The 22,095-nt window shown below is 69.7% G+C and carries 19 protein-coding genes; 9 read left to right on the top strand and 10 right to left on the bottom strand.

The genetic code is table 11. The features are described from left to right. Positions 1-12: 12 nt before the first annotated feature. Together Q8A52_RS08825 and Q8A52_RS08820 are read right to left on the bottom strand one after the other, a co-directional pair. Positions 13-2,043 carry a thioredoxin domain-containing protein gene (locus Q8A52_RS08825; RefSeq protein ID WP_316747843.1) on the bottom strand — a complete coding sequence of 677 codons (2,031 nt, stop codon included), beginning with the start codon at positions 2,041-2,043 and terminating at the stop codon, positions 13-15. Positions 2,044-2,339: 296 nt separating this feature from the next. Then, positions 2,340-2,684: a recombinase family protein gene (locus Q8A52_RS08820; RefSeq protein ID WP_316747841.1), complete on the bottom strand. Its 345-nt coding sequence runs from the start codon at positions 2,682-2,684 to the stop codon at positions 2,340-2,342. Positions 2,685-2,840: 156 nt separating this feature from the next. Here Q8A52_RS08820 and Q8A52_RS08815 point away from each other — a divergent pair, with 156 nt between their 5' ends. Beyond that, entirely contained in the window at positions 2,841-6,041 is a 3,201-nt protein-coding gene (locus Q8A52_RS08815; protein ID WP_316747838.1) for a tetratricopeptide repeat protein, read from the top strand. 42 nt (positions 6,042-6,083) lie between these two features. Here Q8A52_RS08815 and Q8A52_RS08810 read toward each other — a convergent pair whose 3' ends face one another. Both Q8A52_RS08810 and mca read right to left on the bottom strand, forming a co-directional pair. Further along, a complete protein-coding gene (locus Q8A52_RS08810; RefSeq protein ID WP_316747837.1) occupies positions 6,084-6,317 on the bottom strand; it encodes a hypothetical protein in 234 nt (77 codons plus the stop codon). Position 6,318: 1 nt separating this feature from the next. Next, entirely contained in the window at positions 6,319-7,200 is an 882-nt protein-coding gene (mca, locus tag Q8A52_RS08805; protein ID WP_316747836.1) for a mycothiol conjugate amidase Mca, read from the bottom strand. Positions 7,201-7,347: 147 nt separating this feature from the next. Between mca and Q8A52_RS08800 the strand changes: the two genes are divergently transcribed. Together Q8A52_RS08800 and greA are read left to right on the top strand one after the other, a co-directional pair. Then, a complete protein-coding gene (locus tag Q8A52_RS08800; RefSeq protein ID WP_316747835.1) occupies positions 7,348-7,746 on the top strand; it encodes a DUF4307 domain-containing protein in 399 nt (132 codons plus the stop codon). 167 nt (positions 7,747-7,913) lie between these two features. Continuing rightward, complete coding sequence (gene greA, locus Q8A52_RS08795) at positions 7,914-8,414, top strand: transcription elongation factor GreA (RefSeq protein WP_316747832.1); 501 nt, start codon at positions 7,914-7,916, stop codon at positions 8,412-8,414. A gap of 57 nt (positions 8,415-8,471) precedes the next feature. On the opposite strand, the gene Q8A52_RS08790 is transcribed toward greA, so the two are convergent. The 3 genes from Q8A52_RS08790 to ilvA form a co-directional block, all read right to left on the bottom strand. Next, entirely contained in the window at positions 8,472-9,329 is an 858-nt protein-coding gene (locus Q8A52_RS08790; RefSeq protein WP_316747830.1) for an ABC transporter permease, read from the bottom strand. Further along, positions 9,326-10,336 (bottom strand): ATP-binding cassette domain-containing protein, encoded by a 1,011-nt coding sequence (locus tag Q8A52_RS08785; RefSeq protein WP_316747828.1) that lies wholly within the window; start codon positions 10,334-10,336, stop codon positions 9,326-9,328. The genes Q8A52_RS08790 and Q8A52_RS08785 overlap by 4 nt, the downstream gene beginning before the upstream one ends. Positions 10,337-10,510: 174 nt before the next feature. Further along, complete coding sequence (gene ilvA / locus Q8A52_RS08780; protein WP_316747825.1) at positions 10,511-11,740, bottom strand: threonine ammonia-lyase; 1,230 nt, start codon at positions 11,738-11,740, stop codon at positions 10,511-10,513. 161 nt (positions 11,741-11,901) lie between these two features. Here ilvA and Q8A52_RS08775 point away from each other — a divergent pair, with 161 nt between their 5' ends. The 3 genes from Q8A52_RS08775 (at position 11,902) to Q8A52_RS08765 (ending at position 13,295) form a co-directional block, all read left to right on the top strand. Next, the gene (locus tag Q8A52_RS08775) at positions 11,902-12,408 is read left to right on the top strand and encodes a MarR family winged helix-turn-helix transcriptional regulator (RefSeq protein ID WP_316747823.1); all 507 of its coding nucleotides are present in this window, start codon (positions 11,902-11,904) and stop codon (positions 12,406-12,408) included. Positions 12,409-12,517: 109 nt separating this feature from the next. Then, positions 12,518-13,021: a sigma factor-like helix-turn-helix DNA-binding protein gene (locus Q8A52_RS08770; protein ID WP_316747821.1), complete on the top strand. Its 504-nt coding sequence runs from the start codon at positions 12,518-12,520 to the stop codon at positions 13,019-13,021. 25 nt (positions 13,022-13,046) lie between these two features. Then, positions 13,047-13,295 carry a hypothetical protein gene (locus Q8A52_RS08765; protein ID WP_316747819.1) on the top strand — a complete coding sequence of 83 codons (249 nt, stop codon included), beginning with the start codon at positions 13,047-13,049 and terminating at the stop codon, positions 13,293-13,295. A gap of 25 nt (positions 13,296-13,320) precedes the next feature. Here the strand turns inward: Q8A52_RS08765 and Q8A52_RS08760 are convergent, their stop codons facing one another. Next, positions 13,321-14,475, bottom strand: coding sequence for a cystathionine gamma-synthase (locus Q8A52_RS08760; RefSeq protein WP_316747816.1), 1,155 nt, complete (start codon positions 14,473-14,475; stop codon positions 13,321-13,323). A gap of 175 nt (positions 14,476-14,650) precedes the next feature. Here Q8A52_RS08760 and Q8A52_RS08755 point away from each other — a divergent pair, with 175 nt between their 5' ends. From Q8A52_RS08755 to Q8A52_RS08745, 3 genes are all read left to right on the top strand, one after another. Then, a complete protein-coding gene (locus Q8A52_RS08755; RefSeq protein ID WP_316747814.1) occupies positions 14,651-15,769 on the top strand; it encodes a hypothetical protein in 1,119 nt (372 codons plus the stop codon). 344 nt (positions 15,770-16,113) lie between these two features. Beyond that, positions 16,114-16,872, top strand: coding sequence for a class I SAM-dependent methyltransferase (locus Q8A52_RS08750; RefSeq protein ID WP_316747812.1), 759 nt, complete (start codon positions 16,114-16,116; stop codon positions 16,870-16,872). A 38-nt stretch (positions 16,873-16,910) separates the two neighbouring features. Then, the gene (locus tag Q8A52_RS08745) at positions 16,911-17,759 is read left to right on the top strand and encodes a CgeB family protein (RefSeq protein ID WP_316747810.1); all 849 of its coding nucleotides are present in this window, start codon (positions 16,911-16,913) and stop codon (positions 17,757-17,759) included. Positions 17,760-17,846: 87 nt separating this feature from the next. On the opposite strand, the gene Q8A52_RS08740 is transcribed toward Q8A52_RS08745, so the two are convergent. Both Q8A52_RS08740 and Q8A52_RS08735 read right to left on the bottom strand, forming a co-directional pair. After that, complete coding sequence (locus tag Q8A52_RS08740; RefSeq protein ID WP_316747808.1) at positions 17,847-18,293, bottom strand: COG4315 family predicted lipoprotein; 447 nt, start codon at positions 18,291-18,293, stop codon at positions 17,847-17,849. 26 nt (positions 18,294-18,319) lie between these two features. Further along, positions 18,320-22,039: a choice-of-anchor D domain-containing protein gene (locus tag Q8A52_RS08735; protein ID WP_316747806.1), complete on the bottom strand. Its 3,720-nt coding sequence runs from the start codon at positions 22,037-22,039 to the stop codon at positions 18,320-18,322. Between the last annotated feature and the right edge of the window lie 56 nt (positions 22,040-22,095).

Below are 22,095 nucleotides of genomic sequence, written 5' to 3'. Positions count from 1 at the left end.
GCCTATGTCGTTTCAGCTGTTCAGCGCCGTGCGCAGCCGTTCCGGATCGGTCGTCGGGGCGTCGCAGGCGAAGTTACGGCAGACATAAGCGGCCGGCTCGCCGCCAATCAGCGGACGGTCGGCGAGGAGGGGGAACTCGTCGCTTTCCGGTGAACCGAACGCGACCACCGCACCGGGCGCGGTACCCAGGAGTGCGGTACGGTGCAGGGCCCTTGTCGCCCGGTCGTCGAGCGCGGGACCCACGACCGCGATCTCACGCGGGCCGTCGAGCAGTGCCTCGGCGACGGCGAGCCCCCAGCCGATGAACCGCGGCACGCGCGGCCCGAGCGCCTTCACCGCGCCCAACGCCCTTTCGGCCGCGGCGCGATGCGGCTCGGAACCCGTCTGGGCGGCGTAGCTCAGCAGGGCTCCCGCGGCGGCGGTCCAGCCGGAGGGGGTGGCGTTGTCGGTGGGGTCCTGCGGCCGGCGGATGAGCCGTTCGGCGTCGGCGGCGGTGTCGAACAGGGCGCCGCTGTCCGGGTCGGTGAAGCGGGTGAGCACATGGTCGAGGAGCAGTCCGGCGAACTCCAGCCACACGCCTTCCCCGGTCACGGATGCCAGCGCGAGGAAGCCCTCGGCGACGTCGGCGTAGTCCTCCAGCACACCGGAGTTGGCACCGATCCGGCCGTCCTTGCTGGTGCGGGCCAGGTGTGCGTGGTCGTCCAGGTGCAGCCGTACGAGGAGATCGGCGGCGCCGACCGCGGCCTCGACCAGGTCGGGGCGGTCGAAATAGGCGCCGGTCTCGGCGAGCGCCGCGACGGCCAGCCCGTTCCAGGCCGCCACGATCTTGTCGTCACGGCCGGGGGCCGGACGCTCGGCACGCGTGGCGAGCAGCCGCCCCCTGATGGACGCGATCCTCGCGGCGTCGAACACTCCCTCGTCCTGCCGGAGTTGCAGCACCGACTGCCCGTCCTCGAAGGTGCCCTCCTCCGTCACCCCGAAGTAGTGGGCGGCGAGTTCGGCGTCGTCCCCGAGGGCCTCGCGGAGCTGGTCGGGCGTCCAGGCGTAGTACGCGCCCTCGACGTGCCTGCCCGTGCCGTCGTCGCTGTCGGCGTCGAGCGCCGAGGCGAAACCGCCCTCGCTCGTGCGGAGTTCACGGACCATGAAGTCGGCGGTCTCCAGGGCGACACGGCGGGCGAGGTCGGAGCCGGTGGACCGCCACAGATGGGCGTACACGCGGCACAGGAGCGCGTTGTCGTAGAGCATCTTCTCGAAGTGCGGCACGACCCAGTCGCGGTCGACGGAGTACCGGGCGAAGCCGCCGCCGAGCTGGTCGTAGATGCCGCCGCGCGCCATGCGCTCACAGGTGTCCCGCGCCATCTGCAACGCGCCCTCGGAGCCGGTCCGCGCGTGGTGGCGCAGCAGGAACTCGACGACCATGGACGGTGGGAACTTCGGCGCGCCGCCGAATCCGCCGCGCTGCGGGTCGTACTCGCGGGTGAGCCCGAGGAGTGCCCGGGCGAGCTCCTCCTCGCCGGGGACCTGCGCGGTCTGGTAGTCGATCTCGCGTCCGGCCAGGTCCCGCACGATCTTCCCGGCGACCTCGGTGACCTCGTCGCGCCGCTCACTCCAGGCCTGCCGGACCCCTTCCAGCACCTGCCGGAAGGAGGGCATGCCGTGGCGGGGGGCGGGCGGGAAGTAGGTGCCGAAGTAGAAGGGTTCGGCGTCCGGCGTGAGAAACACGGTCATGGGCCAGCCGCCCTGCCCGGTCGCGGCCTGGACGGCCTCCATGTAGACGGCGTCGACGTCGGGGCGTTCCTCGCGGTCGACCTTGACGCTGACGAAGTGCTCATTCATGAAGGCGGCGGTGACATCGTCCTCGAAGCTTTCACTGGCGAGGACATGGCACCAGTGACAACTCGAATAGCCGACACTGAGCAGCACTGGTACCTCGCGCCGCCGTGCTTCCTCGAATGCCTCTTCCGACCAAGGCCACCAGTCGACCGGATTGTCAGCGTGCTGGAGCAGGTACGGGGACGTCTCATGAGCCAATCGGTTCGGCATACCCCCATCCTGCCCCACATGGTCCAGACCGTCGCAAGAAAGGCCGCCCATCAGCCGACCGCCGCGGTCGATGGGCTGTGATCCGGGAGACGCCACAGGGGCTCTACCCGCGAGTAGTCCCAGCGATGGCGCGGGCAGCCTTTCCACCGATGCGTTCATTGATCGTCTGCTCGACCAGCGTGGACTCTTCGGGATGCAGCGTGATCCTGTCCCCGAGCCAGCCGAACGGGCGCGGTCCTGCGAGTAGGGATCCCGGACGCCTCGCTGATCGACGTAGACACGGCCAGGCCGACTGGTCAGCGCGGCGAAGAATCGGGCGAGATCCTCAGGGCGCCGATACAGGCGGTCGTCGCGACGCAGACGACCCCGTCGAGCGCCCGCCCGTCCGCCACATCGCCACGCTTCAGGTCGCCGAGGAGACGGTCGAACCCAGGTCTCGCCACTCCCGGCTTCGATGCGGTGCATCCGTTGTCGGTGTACACGGCGACCACCTGACAGCCGTGCTCATGAGCGATTCGTTCATTGATCCGCAACTGATGACGGACCCCGTGCCCGTCCCGCTGGCGGAAATCCTCCGACGTACGGGCATAGGACGTCACGCGATTCAGCCCAGGCCCACAGTGCGCCACAAGATCGTCCACAAGACCCCCGTTCGACAACCAGAGCGACTCCAACAAGAACGATCGAGTGGACTCAGGGTCACGGAAGTGGAGTCAGTGATCGTCGCCCCCTCGCGCTCCCGCCTCCCCCGAAGGACACTCGTAGTCAAAGGAGTTGCCGCCGGAGGGGGACGTGACATGCGGGACAGCCATCGGGCGGAGGCCGAGCGGCTGGTGGTCCGGGCCGTGGAGGAGGAGGTACGGCGCTCGGGCGGGCGCGTGGACGGACAGGTACTGCTGTCACGGGCGCGCGGCGCACTGGACGCCATGGCCCAGACCGCGGCGGAGGAGTACGAGGCCTATACACGCCGCCTGGACGAGGCCGATGCGGGACGGCAGACCTTCGGACAGCGCTACGCACGCGAAGGTGCCGGAACTCCCCTGCTGATAGCGGCCGTTGCCGCGGTCGCCGCCACCGTGGCCGACCTCTCCCTCGGCACCGGCGCGGGCACTGCGGTGGGCGCGGGCGTGGCCGTGGGCGTCGTGGGCGCGGCCGCCACCGTCGTGAAGGTGGCGGGCTCCCATCTGCCCGCCGCCCACCACCGCGCCGGAGCCGTCGGACAGCCGGGCGGCCCCGAGCAGTTGCGCCTGCAGTGGCTGACGGCACTGGAGGTGCGCGGCATCCGCCCGTTCCTCGACCAGCAGCGGGTGCTCAGCGCCTCCACCGGCCCGAAGAAGACCGGCCCTCGGCTGCGCGGCTCGGACAAGAGCGCGGCGGCTCGCAGGCGTACGGTGCTGGAGCAGTCGTTCGGCCAACTTCCGGAGCCGCAAGGGCCGTTCGCGGGGCGGCGGCAGGAGCTGGCCCGGATCCGGCAGTGGGTGCAGGCGGCCAGGGCGGCCACGGAGACCCGGCCGACCGTGGTCGTACTGCACGGGACGCCCGGCTCCGGCCGCACCACGCTCGCCGTCCGCGCCACACACGACCTCAAGGACCACTTCCGCGGCGCCGTCGTCGTCGATCTGCGCGGTGACAGCCGGGACGAACCGCCGCTGCCCACCCGCGACGCCCTGCTGCATCTGCTCAACCGGTTCGGCGCGCCCCGCGAACAGCTCCTGTTCCGCGAGCGCTCCTCCCCGGACCAGCAGGTCAAGCGACTGAGCGAGCTGTACCACCAGCATCTGACGGGCCTTCCGGTGACGATCGTGCTGGACGACGCCTCGGACCCCGAGCAGGTGTGCACGCTCGTCCCCGAGCGCTCCGACAGCCTGGTCCTGGTCACCGCCCGGGAAGCTCTCGACCTGCCCGCGGACCTTTCGGCCTGGGTGCACCACCTCCCGGTCGAGTCGCTGGACGCGGCCGGCTCCGAGGAACTGCTGGGTGCGGCCGCGCAGGAGATGTCCGGGCCCTACGACGCCGAATCGGCCGACCGGATCAGGGAGTTGTGCGGCGGGCTGCCGCTGGCGCTGCGCATCGCCGGCTCGGCCCTGGGCCCGCGCTCACCGCGCCGGCTGGCCACGGACCTGGCGGCGTACGGACCGGTGGAACCGGTCGAGCGCGCGCTGTGGCTGCGCTACAGCGACCAGTCCGAGTCCGGGCGCCGGCTGCTGAGAAGACTCGCCATCGCCGGCCGCGCCTCGCTCGGCGCGGCGGCGGCCGCCGCCCTGCTCGCCACGGACGAGGCGGAGGCGACCCGCCATCTGGTGGCGCTCGCGCAGGCGGGGCTGATCGACCATGTCCGCGGCAGCCGCTACCGGTTGCACGATCTGGTCCGCGCCTTCGCCCAGGCCCGTCTCCTGGACGAGGAGGAGCCTGCCGAGCGTACGGCCGCGCAGGAGCGCCTGATCGTGAACTACGCGGAACTCGCCGACTCCGTGCTGCGTCTGGTCGACGGCAATGTGTCCACCCGCTCGGACCGCTTCAGCCCGCACGGCTTCACCTCCCTCGACGAGGCGCTGCGCTGGCTGGACGACGAGTCGAGCTTCATCACGGCGGCCCTGCGCCACGCGGAGGGCGTGAACCAGGCGGCCGTACTGAACCTGCTCGGCGCGCTGTGCGACTACTGCCTGCTGCGCGGCGACCTCTACCGCCTCGGCGAGATCAGCGAACTGGCACAGGCCGTCGACCAGGGCCTGCTGGTGCGCTCGGTGCAGTGGCGCACCGGCATCGCGGCCCGCCAGCTGGGCGAGCTGGACAAGGCCCGTACCACCCTGACCTCCGTCGTCGATCTCTACATGGAGGCGCATCACGACGCGGGCGCCGCCCGTGCCCTGTGCTCGCTCGGCATCACGCTGCACCACCAGGGCAATCTCACGGAGGCGGCGGCGAAGCTGCAGGAGGCCCTGGATCTGCAGGCGGCGCCCGAACTGGCGACGGACCGCGCCTGGACGATGCACGCGCTGGCCGCGGTCCAGCGCGACCGCGGCCGGCTGCCGGAGGCGCTGGACCTGCTCGGCAGGTCCCTGGTCCTGCACCGCGAGGGCGGATCCGTGCACGGCGAGGCGTGGGCCCACTTCCAGCTGGGCCAGCTGGGGCTGCGGACGGGGGACGTGCCGCGTGCGGAGGAAGAGCTGCGGGCAGCCCTGGAACGCTACGGCCGTACCCGCGACGCCCGCGGCGAGGCCTGGGCGCTGACCCAGCTGGCCCGTGCCCGGCTGGTGGCCGGCGACCCGTCCCCGGCGGTGGACGGACTGCGTGGGGCGGCCGCCCGGCACCGCGACAACGAGGACGTGCGCGGCGAGGCCTGGACGGTCTACTACCTGGGCCAGGCGCTGGAGGAGACGGGCGACCTGGATCTGTCGGTCCGCGAGCTGGAACGTTCCCGCACGATGTTCTCCCGTATGCGCGACGTCTACGGCCTGGCCTGCGCCCGCCACCACTCGGCCCGGGTGACCCGGGACCAGCGCGCCGCGCAGACGGGCTCGCTGCGGAACTCGGGTTTCGCCAGGCAGCTGCTCGTCGACGCCCGCGCCGACTTCCAGCGCATCGGCGTGGCCCACGGCGAGGCCTGGACCTGCCTGGAGCTGGCGGTCGTGGACGCGGGCAACGCCCGCACCCAGCAGGCCCTCGCCCTGTGCGACGAGGCGATCGGCCTGTTCACCGGGTACGGCGACCGCCGCGGCGAGGACTGGGCCCGCTTCCTGCGCTGCACCATGCTCCCCTACGCCGCGCCCGGCGGCGTGGAGGTCGGCACGGCCGTCGCCCAGGAGGAGCTGGCCCAGCTCTCCCGCACCGCGCACCGGGCCCGCGACAGGAAGCTGGACGAGTACACCGCGGCGTACGCGCTGCTGCTGGAGCGCGGCGTGAACCTCGAGGCGGGCTGGCAGGCGTGGCGGCTCGGCATGGTGCCGGACCGGCACGCCCGGGAGGTCATGGGGGTCCCGGTGCCGGCCAGGCAGTGACACCGGTCGGCCCTGCGCCTTGGGTCGGCCCCGCGCCCTGGGTCAGCCCCGCTGCGCCTTCGGGTCGGCCACGGAGGTCCCGGACTCCGCCTTCGGGTCCGGGGCCTCCTTGAAGTCGACCTTCCCCATGTGCTTGTTCATGGACTTCATCAGGCCCCACACGGCCAGGGCCATCACCGCGAAGACGATGAAGCCGAGGACGCCGGGGGTGACCTTGTTCTCGTCGACCTCCTTGGCCAGGGGGACGAGGTGCGTCAGTGCCAGGCTCGCGCTCATGTCAGGCATTGTCGCGGATGCCCGCAAAGAGGTCGGCCTCGGGGAGGGAGGTATCGACGAGAGACTTCGCGAGCTCGTACTCCTCGGTCGGCCAGACCTCCTTCTGGAGCTCCAGCGGAACCCGGAACCAGCCGCCGTCGGGGTCGATCTGCGTGGCGTGGGCGATCAGCGCCTTGTCGCGGATCTCGAAGAAGTCGGCGCAGGGCACGTGCGTGGTGAGCGTGCGCTCCTTGCGCTCGAACTCCTTCCAGCGCTTGAGCCACTCCCCGTAGGGCGACTCCAGGCCGTGGTCGAGCATCGCCTTGTGCAGCGCCTCGGTGCGGGGGCGGTTGAAGCCCTGGTTGTAGTAGAGCTTGAGCGGCTGGTAGGCGGGGCCGTACTCGGACTCCGGGTACTTCTCGGTGTCCGCCGCGCCCTCGAACGCCACCATGGAGATCTTGTGGGTCATGATGTGGTCGGGGTGCGGGTAGCCGCCGTTCTCGTCGTAGGTGGTGACCACCTGGGGACGGAACGAGCGGATCTGCTTGACCAGCTCGCCGGCCGCCTTGTCGACGTCCTCCAGGGCGAAGCAGCCCTCGGGCAGCGGGGGCAGCGGGTCTCCCTCGGGCAGGCCGGAGTCCACGAAGCCGAGCCACTCCTGCCCGACGCCGAGGATCTCGCGGGCCTCGTCCATCTCCTTCTTGCGTACCTCGTGGATGTGCTCCTCGATGTACTTGTCGCCCTGCAGCTTGGGATTGAGGATGGAGCCGCGCTCCCCGCCCGTGCAGGTCACCACCAGCACGTCCACCCCCTCGGACACGTACTTCGCCATGGTGGCCGCGCCCTTGCTCGACTCGTCGTCGGGGTGCGCATGAACGGCCATCAGTCGCAACTGATCAGTCAAGACTCAATCCTCAGTAAGTCGGCGCCCGGGTGTCTTCGGGTGCGATCGGCGCTTCTATAGTGACCGAATCGGGGGGCGAATAATTCCGGGGTCCGGCCTCGGAGTCCCTTTTCGGGGCGTATGTCCCGACCTGCCGAGAGGACGATCATGAGTACGGCGAGCACGCGGCTGCCCGAGGGCCGCTACGGCCGTTCCTCGGACGAGCGCTCCGACCGCCGACTCAAGATCACCGGGATCGCGCTCGGCGCGGTCCTGCTGGCACTGGTCGGCTATTTCGCCTACCACTACGTCGCAAAGAACGAGATCAGCGCGCAGGTGATCGCCTTCAAGGCTTCGGACAGTGCGGTCGAGGTGCATCTGGAGGTCCACAAGGACGCCGGCGTCGACGGCTACTGCACACTGCGCTCCCAGAGCGCGGACGGCACGGAGGTCGGCCGGGCGGACTTCCGCTTCACCGGTTCGGCCACACGCATCGACAAGGTCGTGACGCTCCGTACAACGGCCCGGGGCACGACGGCCGAGCTGCTCGGCTGCCACGCCGGCTGACATCGCCCCGGCGCGTCCGCGCTGACCTGCGTTGATGTAATTCTGATGGCTTATGTCCTCCCCCTTCAGCCGTTGAATTGTTAGGCTCGTGGTTTCGCCCATCCGTGAAGGAACATTCTTCTGGGTAGGGCGATGCTTTGTATTCCCAGTACCTACGAGGAGCACCTGTGACCCAGACCAGCGAGAACGTCACCTGGCTGACCCAGGAGGCGTACAGCCAGCTCAAGGCCGAGCTGGAGTACCTGTCTGGTCCTGCGCGCACGGAGATCGCCGCCAAGATCGCGGCCGCGCGCGAGGAGGGCGACCTGCGCGAGAACGGCGGGTACCACGCGGCCAAGGAGGAGCAGGGCAAGCAGGAGCTCCGTGTGCGCCAGCTGACCCAGCTTCTGGAGAACGCCAAGGTCGGCGAGGCTCCGACCTCCGCGGACGGTGCCGTGGCGCCCGGCATGGTCGTGACGATCGCCTTCGACGGCGACGAGGACGACACGATGACGTTCCTGCTCGCGTCGCGCGAGTACGCGAGCGCCGATGTCGAGACGTACTCGCCGCAGTCCCCGCTGGGTTCCGGCGTGATCGGCCACAAGGTCGGCGAGGACGCGGAGTACGAACTGCCGAACGGCAAGAAGGCCTCGGTGCGGATCCTCAAGGCCGAGCCCTACTCGGGCTGATCCCGGCTGCCGGTTTCCCGGCGAGCCCCCGGCGTCCGCGAGACGCCGGGGGCCTCGTCATGCGGTGGCCGAGCGGTACTTCCGGACTGCCAGCGTGCGGAAGACGACGACGATCAGGATCGAGTAGATCAGCGAGGCCCAGACCGGGTGCTGCATGGGCCAGGCGTCCGAGTGGGACTGGCCGGGGTTGGCGAACAGCACACGGCACGCCTGGACCGTGGCGCTGAACGGGTTCCACTCCGCGACGTGGCGCAGCCACGGGGTCATATTGCTGGTGTCCACGAACGCGTTGGATATGAAGGTCACCGGGAAGAGCCAGATCAGCCCGCCGGAGGTGGCCGCCTCCGGGGTGCGGACGGTCAGACCGATCAGTGCGCCGATCCAGGTGAACGCGTATCCGAGCAGGAGCAGCAGGCCGAAGGCACCGAAGATCCTCGCGGCATTGGTGTCCCCGAACGTGCTCGTGCGCCAGCCGACCAGCAGGGCGACGACGGCGAGGACGAGCAGGGTCAGCGCCGTCTGGACCAGGTCGGCGAGCGTGCGCCCGGTCAGCACCGCGCCGCGTGCCATGGGCAGGGAGCGGAAACGGTCGATGAGGCCCTTGTGCATGTCGTCGGCGATGCCGGCACCGGAGCTGGCGGTGGCGAACGTGACGGTCTGCGCGAAGATGCCCGCCATCAGGAAGTTCTTGTAGTCGACCGCGTTGGTGCTGGTGCCGATCTTCATGGATCCGCCGAACACATAGGTGAACAGCACCACGAACATGATCGGCTGTATGAGCCCGAAGATGACCATCTCCGGGATCCTGGACATACGGATCAGATTGCGCTGGGCGACGATCAGCGAGTCGCGGAGGGACCGGCTGAACGGGTTGCGGGGGGCCGCGACCGGCGTCGCGTCGGTTACGGCACTCACTTCGCGGTCTCCTTGTTCTTCTTCCGGTCACCGGTCTTCTTCGAGGCACCGTTGCCCTCGTCGTTCTCCTCCGCCACATGTCCCGTCAGGGACAGGAAGACGTCGTCGAGGGTGGGGCGGCGCAGTCCGATGTCGTCTATCTCGATGCCGCGCGTGTCCAGTTCCCGGATGACCTCGGCGAGCAGCTTGGCACCGCCGGTGACGGGGACGGTCAGCTTGCGCGTGTGCTCCTCGACCGTGGTGTCGCCCTTGCCGAAGCCGCTCAGCACCTCGGCGGCGGTCGGGATGTCCTCGCGGTCGTGCACGACGACCTCGACGCGCTCGCCGCCGGTGCGGGCCTTGAGCTGGTCGGAGGTGCCCTGGGCGATGACACGGCCGTGGTCGACGACGGCAATGTCGTGGGCCAGGTGGTCGGCCTCTTCCAGGTACTGCGTGGTGAGCAGCAGGGTCGTACCGCCGGAGACCAGCTGCTTGATGACGTCCCACAGTTGCTGGCGGTTGCGCGGGTCGAGGCCCGTCGTCGGCTCGTCCATGAACATCACGGGCGGCGACACCACGAGTGCGGCCGCGAGGTCGAGCCGGCGGCGCATGCCTCCGGAGTAGGTCTTGGTGGGGCGGTCGGCGGCGTCCGTGAGGTTGAACTGCTCCAGCAGCTCCACCGCGCGGGCCTTCGCCGCCTTCGCGCCCATCTGGTAGAGCCGGCCGACCATCTGCAGGTTCTCGCGGCCGGTGAGGTATTCGTCGACCGCCGCGAACTGACCGGACAGGCCTATGGAGCGGCGGACGGTGTCGGGGTGCTTGAGGACGTCCACGCCCGCGACCACGGCCTTGCCGCTGTCGGGGCGGAGCAGGGTCGTCAGGCATCGGACGGTCGTCGTCTTGCCGGCGCCGTTCGGCCCGAGCAGGCCGAGGACCGTGCCCTCGGGGACATCGAGGTCGACGCCGTCCAGTGCCCTTACGTCGCCGAAGGTTTTCACCAGGCCTTCGGCGTAGATGGCGCCTGGCATATGAATCTCCACGTCTTTGGGGATGGGGCGAAAAGGCTGGGGGTGGCTGCGCAACAGACCATAACGCGATGTATCGCGTCACTCAATGGAATTTTCTCGTCATGGCCCGAACGAGTGACGGGCTCGACGTTGCCCGAGCAAGGTGACGGAAAAGTGTCGGCGAGGTCTCCGACCTCAATCGATGACCGTGTATCCCGCCTCGCGCAGGGCCTGGCCGACCTCGGCGCAGTGCGCCGGGCCCTTTGTCTCCAGGTGCAGCTCCACCTCCGCCTCGGTGAGCCCGAGCCGTGGATCGGTCCGTACATGGCTCACGTCGAGGACGTTAGCGTCCACCACTGACAACACCCCGAGAAGCGTGGCGAGGGCGCCCGGCCGGTCCGTCAGCCGCAGCCGGACGGCCAGGTAGCGGCCCTGCGCGGCCATGCCGTGGCGAAGCACCCGCTGGAGCAGCACCGGATCGACGTTCCCGCCGGAGAGCACCGCGACCACGGGCCCGGGGAAGCCTCCGGGTTCGGCCAGCAGCGCCGCGACCGGACTCGCGCCGGCCGGTTCGACGACCAGCTTGGCCCGCTCCAGGCACAGCAGCAGCGCGGCCGACAGCTGGTCCTCGGTGACCGTGCGGACCTCGTCCACCAGGTCGGCGATGATCCCGAACGGCACGTCGCCCGGACACCCCACCTTGATGCCGTCGGCCATCGTCGCCGGGTTCTCGATCACCACCGGCCGCCCCGCCGCGAGCGAGGGCGGGTACGCGGCCGCGCCCGCCGCCTGCACGCCGACGATCCGCACGTCCGGCCGCAGCGTCTTCACCGCGACCGCGATACCGGCCGCGAGCCCGCCGCCACCGATACCGACGACGATCGTGCCCACCTCCGGGCACTGCTCCAGGATCTCCAGGCCGACCGTGCCCTGCCCCGCGATGATGTCGGGATGGTCGAAGGGATGGATGAAGACGGCGCCCGTCTCCTCCGCGTACTCCCGTGCCGCGGCCAGCGTCTCGTCGACCACCTGACCGTGCAGCCGCACCTCGGCGCCGTAGTCCCCGGTCGCGCTGATCTTCGGCAGCGGGGCGCTCCGCGGCATGAACACGGTGGCGTGCACGCCGAGCAGCGCGGAGGCCAGCGCCACGCCCTGCGCATGGTTCCCGGCGCTCGCGGCGACAACACCGGCGGCGCGCTCCTCGGGCAGCAGGCCGGCGATACGGACGTAGGCGCCCCTCAACTTGAAGGACCCCGTCCGCTGGAGGTTCTCGCACTTGAGGTGGACCGGCGCGCCCACCAGCTGCGACAGATGCCTGCTGCCCTCCATCGCGGTCACCCGCGCCACACCCGTGAGCATCTTCTGGGCGCCGCGCACGTCGTCGAGGGTGACGGGCCGCAAGGAGTCAGCCGTGCTGTAGCTCATGACACAAGTCTCGCAGTTCACAGTCGCGCACAGCTGGTGTGACCAAGCTCCGAGACCGGATTGCGCAGCCCTGGTACGGCCCGCCCCCCGGCCGCGTACCCTGTCCCCCAACCCAGCACTCTTCATGAAGCGAGCCCCCGGCCATGCCCACAACACCTGAAATGTCGATGGACATGACGACCGTCGGTGACACCGGTCTCCTCGACACGCTGCAGCACGAGGTGGCGGTCTTCGCCCGCCGTGCCGAACAGACCCGGCTCGGTGGCGTCGGACAGGTGCGCAACTCCATGGACCGCGCCGCGTACCTGCTGCTGAACCGCCTCGACAAGGAAGGACCGATGGGCGTCAAGGCGCTCGCCGCGAGCATGGGGATCGACTCGTCGACCGTCACCCGGCAGGTGGCCCCCCTGGTCGACACCGGGCTCGTCAAGCGCACCTCGCACCCCGAGGACGGGCGGGCGGTGGTGCTCCAGCTGTCCCCGCGCGGGCTGTCCCGGCTGGAGGAAGTTCGTTCGTCCAGGCGTCAGTTGATGGCCGAGCTGACACACGACTGGGCGCCGGAGGAGCGCGAGGCGTTCTGCACGCTCCTCACGCGCTTCAACACCGCCCTCTCCACGCGGATGGCCGTCCCGGGCGTGCCCGCACCGGAGACTCCGCCGGCCTCCTGAGCGCCGGGCTCTTGACCCCGGGCCGCCGCTGGCCTCATATGAGACCGGGTCCTGGTCGTACACGGTTCCGCATTCCGTACCGGCAGGGCCCCCTCAGGCGGGAGGCGCGGTGCGAGAACGGCAGGCGTCCCAAAGCGCCCGCCGGGCCCGGGAGTTCGAAGCATTCGTCGCGGGCGCGGCAGGGCGGCTGCTGCATGCCGCCACGCTGCTGACCGCGGAGGCGCCGGACGGCAACCCGCGCGCGCGGCGGCTGCTCACCCTGGCCCTCGCGCACACGTACGCGTGCTGGGACCGGCTGCGCGGCGAGGACCCGTACGACCGCGCCCGCCAGTACCTCGCCACGCGCTTCGCACGCGGGGCCTGGCACCAGTACGGCGGGCTCGGCCGCGGCCGCCCGCATCCCAGAAGCGCACTGGCCGTCCTCAGCCCCCAGGAACGCCTGATCCTCGTCCTGCGGCTGTACGAGGGGGTTGCCGAGGAGCAGGTGGCGGCGCTGCTCGGACTCCCGCCGGAACGGGTCCATGCGATCTGCGACCGGGCGACGGCCACTCTGCTGCATCCGCGCCGGGGGCAGCCACCGGCCGTGATGGGCGCGAAGGTGGCACCGTCGTGAGGCGGCGGGACGACGGGAGGCACAGGTGAACCGGCCAGAGCGCGAAGCCGCCGCGCGGCGGATCATGGAGCAGGTGCCGCCCCCGGTGCCGCCGGAGCTGTACGCGGAGGTCGTGCGGCGCGGGAGCCGCATGCTGCGCCGCAGGACCGTGGCCCGGCGTCTCATGTGGCTGATGCTGTTCGCCGCGGCCGTGGCCTTCACCGTGTGGGCCGTGACGGCCCGGCCCTGGGTGGAGCCGCCCTCCCAGACGACTCCACCGATCACCGGCTGGTGAACCGGCGCCGCTGCTGGGACAGGCCCTAGCCCAGCGCCCGCTGCAGGTCCTCGAGCAGGTCGTCGACGTTCTCGATGCCCACGGAGAGGCGGACGAGGTCGGCCGGGACCTCCAGGGCCGAACCGGCCACGGACGCGTGCGTCATGCGGCCGGGGTGCTCGATGAGGGACTCGACGCCGCCGAGGGACTCCCCGAGGGTGAAGACCTTGGCGCGGTTGCACACCTCGACGGCCGCCTGCTCGCCACCCTCGACCTGGAAGGAGACCATGCCGCCGAACGCCTTCATCTGCTTGGCGGCGATCTCGTGACCGGGGTGCTCCGGCATGCCGGGGTACAGGACCCGCGTCACGCGCGCGTGCCGGCTCAGCATGTCGGCGATCTTCGTGGCGTTCTGGCTGTGCCGGTCCATGCGCACCGCGAGCGTCTTCGTGCCGCGCAGCACCAGCCAGGAGTCGAAGGGCCCGGCGACCGCGCCCATCGCGTTCTGGTGGTACGCCAGTTCCTCGCCCAGCGCCTGGTCGGACACGATCAGCGCACCGCCGACCACGTCCGAGTGGCCGCCCATGTACTTGGTGAGCGAGTGCACGACGACGTCCGCGCCGAGCGAGAGCGGCTGCTGGAGGTAGGGCGTGGCGAAGGTGTTGTCGACGACGAGCTTCGCCCCCGCGTCATGGGCGATCTGAGCGACGGCAGCGATGTCGGTGATGCCGAGCAGCGGGTTGGAGGGCGTCTCCACCCACACGGCCTTGGTCTTCGGGGTGATGGCGGCCCGTACGGCTGCCGGATCGCTGGTGTCGGCGACGGACCATTCCACGCCCCACCGGGACACGACCTTCGCGAAGAGGCGGAACGTTCCCCCGTACGCGTCGTTCGGGATGACCACGTGGTCGCCGGGGCTGAGCAGCGTACGCAACAGGGTGTCCTCGGCCGCCAGACCGGACGCGAACGCGAGGCCGCGACGGCCGCCCTCCAGCGCGGCGAGGTTCTCTTCCAGGGCGGTCCTGGTCGGGTTGGCGCTACGGCTGTACTCGTAGCCACCGCGCAGGCCGCCGACGCCGTCCTGCTTGTAGGTCGAGACCTGGTAGATCGGCGGGACGACCGCGCCGGTGAGGGGATCGGCGGTGTTGCCCGCGTGGATCGCGAGGGTCTCGAAGTGCTGACTGATGTGCCTGTCGCTCATGTGCACCGAGGGTAGTGCGCCCGCGGCACTGCTGCCGGACAGCGGGTCGCACACGGCTGGAAGCAAGGGTTTTCCCCATACGCGACGGTGCATGCGGCGGCCCGGCCGGACGGTTTTCCACAGGCGGAGCCGGACGGGTTGGCCAATTGTCGGCGGCGTCTGGTTCGCTTGAGCCATGGAGATTCTCTGGGTCCTGATGGCGCTGCTCATGCTGAGCTTCGCACTGCTCCCGGTCCTGCGGCGCAGGCGCGGGATGATCGAGCGTGTCCACCCGGACCACCCGGACGCCGCGGACCCGGCGACCTACGGCTTCGCACGCGAGGAGGAGCTGGACATCCGGATGCCCGGCCCCGACCAGGACCTGCTCGACGTCCTGGACCTGGTGCAACGCACCCAGGACTACCGGGCCGCCGCGCAGCTGCTGGCCGGCACCGAGACGGAGGGCGAGCTGCGCTGGCAGCGGGTGCAGGCCTTCGCGGGCGCGGCGGCGCTGGAGCTGCAGCAGCGGCCCGGCGGGGTCCATGAGACTCCGGGCGGGCAGTGGCTGCGGGTGTGGCGGGCCGAGCAGCCCAAGGACGCGGGCGGCGCGGCCGTGCACGCGGAGTTCCTGGTACAGCAGGCGTGGCGCACCTCGACCCCGGGCACGGACGAATTCCGGATCATCATGGAGGAGGCCAGGGACGCGTGCGGACAGGCCGCGCTGCTGGCTCCCGGCGACCCGGTTCCGCACATCGTCGAACTGGCGGTGGCACGCGGACTGGCGTACCCACAGCCGGAGTTCGAGAAGCTGTGGCTGAAGATCCTGGACCGGGACCCGGCCCACATGGGCGCCCATCTCGCGGCCCTGCACTACTGGTGCGAGAAGTGGCACGGCTCGCGCGAGCTGGCGTACTCCTTCGCGGAGGCGGCCGCGGCGCGCGCACCCCAGGGCTCCCTGCTCGCCGCGATGCCGCTCTTCGCGGTCTTCGAGCACCTCCCCGAGGTGAACCTGGTCAGCAGCTTCTACCAGAGCGAGGTCGTGACCAAGGCCATCCACGGCGCGCTCCACGCGGTGCACGCCGCCCGCCCCGACGACCCGATGACGGCGCACGTCCGCCATCTGCTGGTCTTCTTCCTGGTCCGCGCCGAGCGCTGGGCAGAGGCCATGAACCAGCTGATACACGTCGACGGCCATGTGGGCGCCCTCCCCTGGTCCCTCTCCCCCGACCCGGCCGCGGAGTTCGCCGTCTACCGCGCCCTGGCGGTGGCGGGCTACGAGGCGAACGGGGGCAGCCCGGCAACACTGCTCAGCTGACGCCCTTACACGCTTCAAGGCTCGCATGACGCGCAGCGGCAAAATCCATCTCCCCATGGCACATGAATGACCTTTGCGCCGACCGCTGCGGCGATTCCCTGCGTGCCGTCGCTACTGCCAGCGTCTGCGATGATAATTTCATCGCAGAATGAAGAGGCATGCGGCGGTTATTTAGTACTTTCTCGCCTCCTGGGGCGGCGACACACCGCGTGCACGGTTCACGGTCGAGTGTGGGGCTCCAATTACTGTAGTCAGGCCGCCCGGATCACAAGACACCAGTTCCCTTGGAACTCGAGCTGGACCGGACGATGCAACTGACCGTCGTCTCGAGGTGAAACCGGCCCATGCCGACCACAACGGAGCTACTTACACGACTGGGACCGTCGGAGGAACGGTGGCGGCCGGCGGAACCGCTTCCCGTTGACAGTACCGACACTTCGCAGTACTTCTCCCACCCTCGCCCTGAGATCGTCCAAGTCGTCCCGGAGAGCGCCCGCAACGTGCTCGAGCTCGGCTGCGCCGCCGGCGCCATGGGATCAGCCATCAAACAACGCCAGAACTGCAACTACATCGGCATCGAGATGAACTCCGACGCGGCAGCCGTGGCCGCCCGCTCGTTGGACGCTGTGCTGGTCGGGGACGTCGAAACCGGCCCGCTCCCCTTGCCTGACCAGTCGGTGGACTGCATCGTCTGCGCCGACGTCCTCGAGCACCTCGCCGATCCCTGGCGGATGCTGCGGGAGCTCAGGCGCATCATCCAGCCTGGCGGCACCATTGTGGTCAGCGTACCCAACATTCAGAACGTGGACATTGTTCAGGCTCTGGTCAATGGCCGGTGGGATTACCTCGACGCGGGCATTCTGGACCGCACCCACTTGCGCTTCTTCACCCGGTCGACAATCGAAGAAGCCCTCATCCGTGCCGACTTCACAATTGCCAGTTGCGGATTCACTATGCTCTCCCAGCACGCACCGATGGTCGATTTCACCAATCCGGCCAACAAAAGAATCAAGCTCGGGAGGCTCACCTTCGAAGACCTGAATCAGGCCGAACTGATGGGCCTGGCCGCCTATCAATGGATCTTCAGCGCTCACCCGAGTTGACAATGCCTGCTCAACGCCAAAGATTGAAGGAGAGGTTTGTGCGGTTCGCGGTAACTGTCCTTCGCCCACCGGGGTATCAGCATTGGGAAGCGTTCAAAGAGGTCGCCACGACCGTTCATTTGGCATTGCTGCAGCTCGGCCATGACAGTGTACTGACCCACGATCTTCGACTGCCCGGTCGCAGGCACATCATTTTTGGATCCAACCTTCTAGGGCGTCACCCGAATCCAACCGATATCCTGCCAGAGAATTCCATCCTATATAACTTGGAGCAGGTCTCCGATCGTTCCCCTTGGATCACACAAGGGATGCTGGACTTGTTCCGAAAACACACAATCTGGGACTACAGCGCGCGTAACGTCGCCGAACTCGAGCGCATGGGTGTGGACGGCGTCAGCCATGTACCCATTGGCCATGTTGCCGAGTTGGAGCGGATGCGACCAATGGCCGAGGAGGACATTGATGTGCTGTTCATCGGCTCGCTGAACGAACGTCGCCTCGCTCCGATCCGGCAGCTCGCCTCGGAGGGGTTCAACGCCGTTGCCCGGTTTGGCGTGTATGGCGAAGCCCGCGATGCTCTGCTGGCCAGAGCGAAGATCGTGTTGAACATTCACTTCTACGAGGCCAAGGTCTTCGAGATCGTAAGAGTTTCCTACTTGTTGGCCAACGGCAGGTTCGTGGTGTCCGAGCACGGCTGTGACACCGAAGAGGAAGCGCGGCTCGCCTCAGGTCTGGCCTTCACTGACTACGCCAAGATCGCCGATACCTGCCGCCATTACATCCAGCGTGATGATGAGCGGCGGAACAGGGCAGAAGCAGGCAGGGCACTCATGCGCTCGAATCCGGCTACAGATTTTCTGCGACCTGCTATCACTGCTCTCCGGTAGCCTCGAGCAAATCAACAGCAATCTGCTCGCTCACCGGTGACGTCCCGCCGGGGGGAGGGCCGCGCCCTCCCCCGAAGGTCAACACACCTAGGCCGCCCGGGCATTGCGCGGCTGGATCACATGCCAGTGGAGGGTCTCTCCGTTGGTGTCGACCGGCTGCTCGTCCGCGGTGTAGGTGTAGAGAGGCGAACCGTCGTACGTGACCTGATCGCCGCCGTCGGGGCGGGAGACCGTGCCGAGCCTGCCGGCGATGCCGGGCGGCAGCCGGAGTTCGGTGCCGGGTCGGGTGAGAAATGGCCTACGGGTGTCCGTGCAGGTCGCGACACAGGCGACGGTCCCGCCGTCCTCACGGTCGTAGCGGTAGAGCGTGCGTCCGTCCGGGGCCGTGAGGACGCGGCCCAGGGTGCCCGTGTACTCGACCATGACGGTCAACGGCGGGGGCGTGGGCGCTGCCGCGGGGTGCCGCTGCGGGGCCGCGGCCATGCAGGACGCGACGGCCAGGGCGGCCAGAAAGGGAGTCATCGGTCTCTGCATGGTGTTCTCCTCAGCCCACCGGAGCCTCAGTAGGCGATCTTGACGCCGCTGAGGACCGTGTGATTGTCCGTGTATCCACCGGTGGCCCCGCTGAACCCGACCCGTACGTTCTGGGGCAGGGTCACCGCGGTGTCGATGATCTGCTTGCCGTCCAGGCTGACCAGCAGGTGCCCGGCGGCCGTCACGCTCACGTCGACCGCGTGGGTACCGGACCGCAGGGCGGGAATCGCGGTCGAGGTGGCCGCGTACTGCAGGCTGTCGCCGGTTCCGCCGACGGCCACTCCGACGAAGTTGCCCGAAGGGTCGTTGCCGTTGCGATAGGTGTCCAGGGCGACGGCGATGCCCGGCAGTCCCGCATAGCCGAGGCCGCCGCCACCCGCGCCCAGCGCCGTGGGGGGCGCCTTGGCGGCGTCGAGCAGGAGGAAGGCCAGGCCGTCGGCACCGCTCCCGCCGCCGATCGAAGCGGTGAAGTGCGCCTGCAGTCGCGCCGACGGTACGGCGGTGGCCTGGATGGCGGACCCCTTGGTGTTCATGGCCGTCTTGGTGAGCACCAGGTCGGTGCCGGACAGCCCGGCCGAGCCATTGAAGGTCCAGCCGTTGGGGCCGGGCGGCGGCACCGCGTACGAGGGGGCGGTGATGCCCACGTCCCGCACCGTGTGGATGTCGGTGAGCCCGCCGGTGCCGCCGGTGAAGCCCAGCAGCGCCGTGGGGCCGAGCGAGGGCACCGCGGTCCGGAGCAGTTGGGTGCCGTCCATGGTGACCGTGAGGGTGGTTCCTGTGACGGAGACGGAAACGGCGTGGGTGCCCGAGCGCAGGTTGGGCACGGCGGACGTGGTCGCCGCGTAGGTGAGGTCGTCGCCGCTCGCCGCGGTGGCGATGCCGACGAAGTTCGACGACGGGTCGGACCCGTTGCGGTACGTGTCGAAGGTGACCGCCACGCCCGGTTGTCCCGACCAGCCGAGGCCCCCGCCCTTGCCGCCGAGCGCGCTCGGGGTGGTCCTGGCCGGGTCGAAGAGGCTGAAGGTCAGGCCGTCGGCGCCGCCCCCGCCGCCGATGACGGTCGTGAACTTCGCCTTGAGGCCGTCGGTCACCACCGGGACGGGGAAGACCGCGGAGCCCGCCTGGTCGCTTGCGGCCTGGGTGAGCTGGAGGTCGTTGCCGGAGAGCTGCGCGGATCCGTTGAGTTTCCAGCCGCCGGCCGCGGGCGCCGGGACGGTGACCCCGGTGCCGGCCACGGTTCCCGTGCCGGTGAGCGTCTCGTTCTGCGGGCCCCGGCCGTCGTCCGAGGTGAGCAGGTAGGTGCCGGTGACGGCACCGGCGGACGTCGGGGAGAAGGTGACGGACTGGTGCACCACGTCCTCCGGGCCGATGACCTGACCCTCGCTGATCGGATTGCTGACCTGGAACGGAGCCGTGGGCGGTGCCGCCTTGGTGATGGTGAGCGGGATGTTGCCCGTGTTGCTGATGTCGAAGGTCTTGGTGACCGACTGCCCGACCGGTACCTGCCCGAAGTCGGTGGAGGTGGGCGTGACCGTCAGCCGCGCCTGGCCGGTCACCGCCGTGCCGGTCAGGCTCACGGTCGCCGTGCCGTTCTGCCCGGTGACCGAAAGTGTCCCGGCGTTGTCCCCGGCGGCCGTCGGGGTGTACTTCACCTGGACGGTGACGGACTGCTGGGGCTGGACGACGGTGCCGGCCGCGGGCAGACCGGTGACGCTGAAGGGGGCGCTCGGGGCACTGGTGGCCGAGATCGTCTCGGCCTGGGTACCGGTGTTGGTGAAGCTCACACCCAGTGTCTTGGACGTGCCGGTGGCCACCGTGCCGAAGGCCAGCGTGGCCGGGACGGCCTTGAGGCCGGGTTGGACGCCGTATCCGGTCAGGCCGAGTCCGGTCGTGCCGGTATCGGTGGTGAAGTTCAGTACCGAACTGTCCGCCCCGGACGTCGCCGGTGAGAACGAGACCGGCACCGAGTACGTGTCGCCGGTGTGCAGCGTTGCCGGAAGGCCGGTGGGTGCGGCGGAGAACCTGCTGCCCGACGGCGTGGACACCGCTGTGACGGTCACGTCACGCGTCGCGGTGACGGTGGCCGTGGCCTTGCCGGTACTGCCCACCTGTACCTTCCCGAAGTCGACCGGGTTGCCGGTCAGCGCGGTGTTCGACGGGCGGCCGAAGGCGAGCACATGGCCGTCCTTCGTGCCGACGTAGACCCGTCCGCCGTCGGTGGCGGGCACGGTGAACTTGGACGCGACGCCGATCGGGCCGGACCAGCGCAGCTTCATCGTTCCGTTCACCGGCACGGCATCATAGGCGCGCAGCTGGCTGTTGCCGCCGTCCGGGTAGACGGCCCAGACGAGGGCGGAACCGGGTGTGGTGCCGGTGGAGGTGACCACCGGCGAGCCCGTGGTGTAGTCGAAGGTGCCGGTACTCGCGCCCGCACTGGACAGCGCGGGCAGTCCCGAGCCCGTGACCCCGTAGGCGAAGGCCCGCAGCGGGCCGTGGCTGCCGATCGTGTACACATAGCCGCCCTCGCCCCCGTACGCGGCCGGGTGCCCCCAGACGCCCTCGTACGGACCGAAGTTGCCGAGCACCGCGTCGGTACCGCCGGGCCCCTGGCTGCGGCCGCCGAGGCTGTCCCGGTCGAGCAGGAAGAGCCGGCCGTCCTTGCCGATCTGCACCAGGAGGTGGGGATGCTGGCTGGTGCCGAAGGGCGAGCCGGGCAGCGCGACCGGGCCTCCCGAGCCGAGGTCGGTGTCGTTCTGGTCGAGCTGCGGAGCGTTGGTGGGGCTGAAGAAGTCCTGGGCGGACATCGTGCCGTCGCTGTTGACGCCCAGCCGCACCACCGACTCGGCGAGCTGGCCCGGAGGCTTGGAGCCGGGGCCGGGCGCCGGGGAGACTCCGTTGCCGGTGGTGAAGAGGATCCGGCCGGGCCCGTCGGAGACCAGGCCGCCGCCGCTCATCCAGATGCCGGCCTGGCCGTTGGCGGCGGAGTCCTCGGTGGCCCACAGCGTGGTCGCGCGGGTCGTGGTGTTGACGCCCAGCACATAGCCGACGTAGGTGCCGAGGTCGCAGTACGAGGCGAAGGCCGCGTAGACCGATCCGTTCATCAGGAGCAGGCCGGGGCGCTGGGCGGCGCTGTACGCGTTGAACGGGTGGCCGGGGTCGTTCACCGGAGCGCCCTGCACCTTCACCGGCCAGCCGCTGCGCTCGGCGCCGGTGGCCGCGTCGAGGGCGTGGACGTACCAGTTGGGATGCTTGGTGTCGGGACCGTCATTGACCTTCGCGGTGAGGTAGACGGTCTTGGTGGCCGGGTCGTACACGGGGGTCGAGGTCACCCCGATGTTGGGCGTCAGGTCACCACAGCCGATGGCCGAAGCCGGCCATGGCGCACCGAAGTCCCGCGTCCAGTTGATCTTTCCGGTCGCCGAGTCCAGTCCGTATGCCTTGTCGTTCTCGGTGGCGGCGACGACGGTCTTTCCGGCCACCAGGGGCTGGGCGTAGACCTGGCCGTCCACGGCGGTGGAGAACTGCCGGCCGAAGTCGGAGCTGGACACCTGGGAGGGCGACAGACCGGGCTCGTTGGAGTCCCAGCCGGTACGGAACGTGTCGGTCGAGACGGTCGTCACGTCGGCGTGGGCCGGCGAGGCCGACAGCAGCGGCAACGCTCCTGACACCACGGGCAACAGACAGGCCGTCAGCAATGCGGTCAGGAACCCCGGCAGCCGACGGCCCGTCAGCCGGAGGCGAGTCACCGGTCTGCGCGTGCGGTTCATATACCAACCCCGGAAAGCGATATGAGAGGGCCGAG

It is taken from the genome of Streptomyces herbicida (assembly GCF_032656585.1).
GTDB lineage: Bacteria > Actinomycetota > Actinomycetes > Streptomycetales > Streptomycetaceae > Streptomyces > Streptomyces herbicida.
The sequence above is the reverse complement of the archived record's forward strand: the minus strand, read 5'-3'. Positions and strand labels throughout refer to the sequence as shown.